The organism is Dietzia sp. B19 (genome assembly GCF_014145155.1).
Taxonomy (GTDB): Bacteria; Actinomycetota; Actinomycetes; order Mycobacteriales; family Mycobacteriaceae; genus Dietzia; species Dietzia natronolimnaea.
On the sequence record NZ_JAALED010000252.1, the window covers coordinates 1 to 5,229 of the forward strand.

Sequence of the window (5,229 nt, forward strand, 5' to 3'; positions counted from 1 at the left end):
CATCGCGGCGAGACCGGCGGGCGGGGCGGCGATCACGGCTGGTTGGTCGGGGTGGAGGCGGGGCGACGACGACGAGGCGTCCTCGCGCGGGGTGTCGTCCTCCGCGGGTTCGGCATCCGGATCGATCTCCACCGCACCGCGGTAGAAGAGGAAGAAGACCACCCACCCCGCCAGCGCCACGAGGACGAAGCTGACGATGCGGTAGAGGAACACCGCCGCGAACGCCTGGTGCGCACCGAGCCCGCCCGCGGTGAGCGCGGTGATGAGCGCGAACTCGACCGTTCCCAGACCACCGGGGGTGATCGGCGCGGAGGCCACGATCTTGCCGGTGACGTAGGCGATACACAGACCGCCGATGCTGGGCTGGGCGCCGACCGCGTGGGCGGCCGCCCACAGGCAGCCGATGTCGGCGACCCAGTTGAGGAGTGAGAACGCGAAGGCCTTGGAGAACTGGGTCTTGGTCATCTCGACCGCCTCGGCCTGCTCCACGATCTTGCGGACCCCGGTCGCACCGTGGTCGGCGGGCCGGCGGCGCCGGGCGTTGACCCACGCCAACAACGACAGCAGGGCCTCCTCGATCCTGTCGGGGTTCCTGGCGGCCCACTGCACCACCACCACGATCGCCACGAGGCCGATCGCGGACACCATCAGCAGGAACGGGTTGGACACACGGCCCACCAGGAAGAAGCCCATCAACGCGAGCAGCACGATCCCCACCGTGGACAGCACTCCGGAGATCACCAGTTGCCACGACGCCACCACCCGGGTCGCGCCCCACTGGCGGGTCTTCCGGTAGGTCAGGGTGGTTCCGAAGACCTGCCCGCCGGGGATGCAGGTCGAGAACGCGTTGGCGGAGAAGACCAGACCGACGCTCGCCCAGTGCCCCACCCTGACGCCCGCCGACTGCAGCAGCACCTTCTGCACCGAGCCGTAGCTGGACATGGAGAGGTAGGAGAACACCAGCGCCACCGCGACCCAACCCCAGTGCGGGCTGGTGACCGCCGAGAACCCCTCGGCGAAGAACGGCATCTGCCCGCGGAGCCAGTAGAGGACGAAGCCCAGGACGGCCAGGGTCGCCAACGCCTTGAACCAGGGGTTGACCAGGACCACCCGGACACGACGGCGCAGGACGGCGCCCCGGGTCCCCTTCATCCCGCCACCATAACCCGCGGACCGGCCTCGGCCCAGGTTCACACTCCGGAGGTCGGGCGGGGCCTCACGCGTCGCGATCCCGTTCCCTCTCCCGCTCCTGCCGGAGCCGGGCGATCAGCTCCGCGGCGGGGATCTTCTCCCCGCCGCCCCCGTCCCGACGACGGTGCTCGGGCCGGGGTGCGGTCCGGAGGTCGGGTTCGGGCTCGCGCACAGGTTCGGGCGCGGGTTCGCGCACAGGTTCCGGCTCGCGCGCAGGTTCCGGCTCGCGCACAGGTTCCGCTTCGGGCTCGCGCTCGAGGAGCCCCACCGCCGATCCCGGCACCTGCGTCCCCTCCGCCACGGAGGGTCCGTCAGCGGGGCTCCCCGCGACAGGTCCTGCGGGTGCGGTGTCAGGGACGCCCGTCTCCGTGACCCTGACCGGTCCCGCCGACCCGACCCGGGCAGGGCCGCCCTGCAGGTGTTCGGGCTCGTCGCCGATCTCGGCCTCGCCCAGGCCGATCCGCTCCTGGACCCGCTTCATCCACCGGGGGGCCCACCAGTTGTCGGTGCCCAGCATCTGCATGACCGCGGGCACCAGCAGCATGCGGATCACCGTGGCGTCGATGATCAGGGCGGCGATCATGCCGAACGCGATGTACTTCATCATCACGATGTCCGAGAACGCGAACGCGCCGGTCACCACGATGAGGATCAGCGCGGCCGAGGTGATGATCCGACCGGTGTTGGCCACACCGCTGCGGATGGCCTCGGCGGTCCTGGCGCCCCGGGATCGCGCCTCGACCATCCGGGACACCAGGAACACCTCGTAGTCCGTGGACAACCCGTAGATGATCGCCATCAGCAGCACCACCACTGGCGAGGTGAGCGGCCCCGGTGTGAAGCCGAGCAGGTCGGCGAGGTGCCCGTCGACGAAGATCCACGTGAGGATCCCGAGCGTGGCGCCCAGGCCCAGCAGGTTCATGATCGCCGCCTTGATGGGCAGCACCAGCGAGCCGAACGCCAGGAACATCAGGATCGTGGTGGCGACCAGCACGTACAACACGAACCACGGGAGTCCGTCGACCAGCGCGTCGACCGAGTCGGACTCCATGGCCGGGTTCCCGCCCACGTGGACCTCGGTGCCGGCGGGGATCGGGAACTGCTGCAGGTACTCGACGGTCTCGGCCGGTGAGTTGCGGTCGACCAGACCGGACTGCAGGACCACCACGTCGCGGCCCTGGTCGTCCTGCTGTCCGGACCGGGCGAACTGGAACGGACCGGTGAGCCCGGGCGCGTTGTTGGCCTCGGCGCGGATCTGCGAGAGCGTGGTGCCGTCCGACCCGATCACGACGAGCTTGACCGGGTCGGTGCGGGTGCCGGGGAAGTTCTGGTCGTACTGCTCCTGCGCCACCCGCGTGGTGTTGTCCGGCGGGAGGTAGGTCTCGTTGATGCCGCCGAACTTGACCCCGGAGAACGGGATGATGAGCGCCACGAGGACCACCACGACGGGCACCGCCACCGCCACCGGGTGCTTCATCGAGAAGTCGGCGACCCGGCCGAACAGCCCGTTCTCCACCTGCTCGCGGGTGCGGTGCCGCTGCAGGCGCTTGATGCCGAGCATGTCGACGCGGTGCCCCAACATCACCAGCACCGCCGGGAGCAGCGTCACCGACAGCAGCGCGGCCAGGATGACGGCGGCGATCGCCCCATAGGCCACCGACTTGAGGAAGTCCTGCGGGAAGATCAGCAGCCCGGACAGGGTCACGCCCACCATGACGGCCGAGAACACCACGGTGCGGCCGGCGGTGGCCACGGCTCTGCGTACGGCGACGACCGGTGGGTACCCCTCGGCCATCTCCTCCCGGAACCGGCTCACCACGAACAGGCCGTAGTCGATCGCCAGCCCCAGGCCGATCAGCGTGACCACGTTCTGGGCGAACGAGTTGACCGGCACCACCAACGACAGCAGGTGCAGGGCGCCGATCGACCCGAGGATCGTCAGGATGCCCACGGCCACCGGCAGGAACGCGGCCACCACGCCGCCGAACACCACGATGAGCAGGACGAACACCAGGGGCAGCGCGATGAGCTCCGCCCGGACGAGGTCGGCGTCCATGCCGTCCTGCAGCGCTCCCGCGACCGCCTGGACGCCGGCGACGTCGGTCTCGATGCCGTCGACGTCGATCCGGTTCTCGATCACCCGGAAGTTCTCGAGGATCTCCTCCTCCTCGCCCGCCAGCTGGATCGAGGCCACCGCGATGCCCTCGTCACGGTTGACCAGGGCGGGGGACTGGTTGTAGACGAAGCTGGTCACGCCGGTGACCTCGTCGGGGAACTCGTCGCGGATCGCGTCGAGCGAGGCCCGGACGGGGTCCTGGAACGCGGGATCGTCGACCGTGGTGCCCTCGGGGGCGTGATAGGTGACGACGACGTCGCCGAGCGCGTCGCGGCCGTACGCCTCCTGCTCGAGCCGCTCGGCGGTCGCCCACCCGCTCTTCGGGTCCTCGAAGCCCCCCTGACCGAAGGCGTTGCCGAACATGCTGCCGGCGACGCTGAGGGCGGCCATGACCAGGACCATGAAGAGCAGGACGGGGACGCGGCGGCGGGCGACGAACCCTCCGAGTGAGTTGAACACGGCTGCGCGCTCCTAACGCGAGTTGAGCAGGGCGGTGAGCGGCCGGAGCGGCTGCAGCCAGGCACCCTCGTCGGGCAGGTTCTCCAGGCTGACCCGGGGCAGGGGCTCCCGGAACACGCCTGGGATGTCCTCGAGGTCGAGGAATCGGATCGTGTCGTGCTGGACGGCCCAGGTGGCGTGCTCCCGGAACCCGATGACGGTGACGGGGACCTCGTCGGCGAGCTCCTCCAACGGCTCGCGGAACGCCTGGCCGTCGGCGGAGGCCACCACGACACCGGCGAGCCTGCCGGACTCGGCGCGCCGGTCGATGTGCTCGAGCATGTCGTCGTCGACATCGGAGTCTTCGCTGGTCTTGGGCTTGGCGAAGACGGCGAAGCCGACGTTGCGCAGGGCCTCGACCCAGGGGCGGACGTTGTCCGAGGTGCCCGGGACGATGTTGGTGAAGACGGTCGCCTCGGCCTCGAGGGTGTCGTTGGTGGTCACCGACAACTCGGCCGCGTACCCGAGCAGCCACCGCCCGAGCGCGTCGAAACGGGGACGGTACACGGCCGTGGGACGGCCGCCGAGGATCGAGCCCAGGCCCATGTCCACGTTGGGGGCGTCCCAGACGAGCAGCACCAGGCCCGGGGCGTCGGGCGGCACCACGTCGGAGAGGTCGTGGGCGTCCGGTCCGTCAGGTGGGGTCATCGTCTGCTGCCTCGGTCTTCTTGTAGATACGGGGTTGTCAGTCTCTACGACGCCAGAGGAACTCGTTGATCACTCGCTCCTCCTGCAGACCCTTGCCCTCGAACTTCGTCACGGGTCTTTTCAGACTGAACGGTACGTGTCCGGCCCCGGTCGTGGCGTCGAGCCGCTCGAGTGAGGGTTCCGCGTCGCCGGTCTCGGCGATCCAGTCGGCATAGTCCGCGTGGTCGGTGGCCACGTGGAGCACACCGCCGGGACGGAGGCGCGAGGAGATCAGTTCGAACGTGCCCGACTGCAGGAGCCGCCGCTTGTGGTGGCGGGCCTTGGGCCACGGATCCGGGAAGAACACGCGCACGCCGGTCAGGCTCGACGGCGCGATCATGTTGGTCAGCACGTCCACCCCGTCGCCGCGGATCATCCGGACGTTCTCGAGCCCCTCGCGCAGGATCATCCCCAGGAGCTGGGCCAGACCCGGCTGGTAGACCTCCACCGCGATCACGTCCACGTCGGGCTCGTCGGCCGCCATCGCCGCGGTCGACGTCCCGGTCCCGGAGCCGATCTCCACGATCAGCGGCGCGACGCGACCGAACAGGGCCTGCGGGTCGACGAGGTCGTCCGCCACGTTGCGGCCGTAGGTCGGCCAGTGTTCCTCCCAGTTCCGCTGCTGCCCCGGACGCAGGGTGCCGCGCCGGAACCGGTAGGCCGTGACCCTGGGGAACAGACGCGGGTCGTGGTCGGGGGTCGCACCGCCCCGGGTGTCGCCGTCCGGGGTGTCGCCG

At 70.1% G+C, this 5,229-nt stretch carries 4 protein-coding genes; all 4 read right to left on the reverse strand.

Features of this window, described 5'->3' with window-relative positions:
- Positions 1 to 1,152, reverse strand: a 1,152-nt coding sequence (locus tag G6020_RS08115; protein WP_241732625.1) for a YbhN family protein, incomplete at its 3' end; no start/stop codon positions are given.
- Between the two features lie 64 nt (positions 1,153 to 1,216).
- Positions 1,217 to 3,766, reverse strand: a complete 2,550-nt coding sequence (locus tag G6020_RS08120) for an MMPL family transporter (protein WP_182610275.1) — start codon at positions 3,764 to 3,766, stop codon at positions 1,217 to 1,219.
- Between the two features lie 12 nt (positions 3,767 to 3,778).
- Entirely contained in the window at positions 3,779 to 4,453 is a 675-nt protein-coding gene (locus tag G6020_RS08125) for an NYN domain-containing protein (protein ID WP_179523595.1), read from the reverse strand.
- A 37-nt stretch (positions 4,454 to 4,490) separates the two neighbouring features.
- The gene (gene trmB / locus G6020_RS08130) at positions 4,491 to 5,171 is read right to left on the reverse strand and encodes a tRNA (guanosine(46)-N7)-methyltransferase TrmB (protein WP_187700315.1); all 681 of its coding nucleotides are present in this window, start codon (positions 5,169 to 5,171) and stop codon (positions 4,491 to 4,493) included.
- Positions 5,172 to 5,229: the final 58 nt, after the last annotated feature.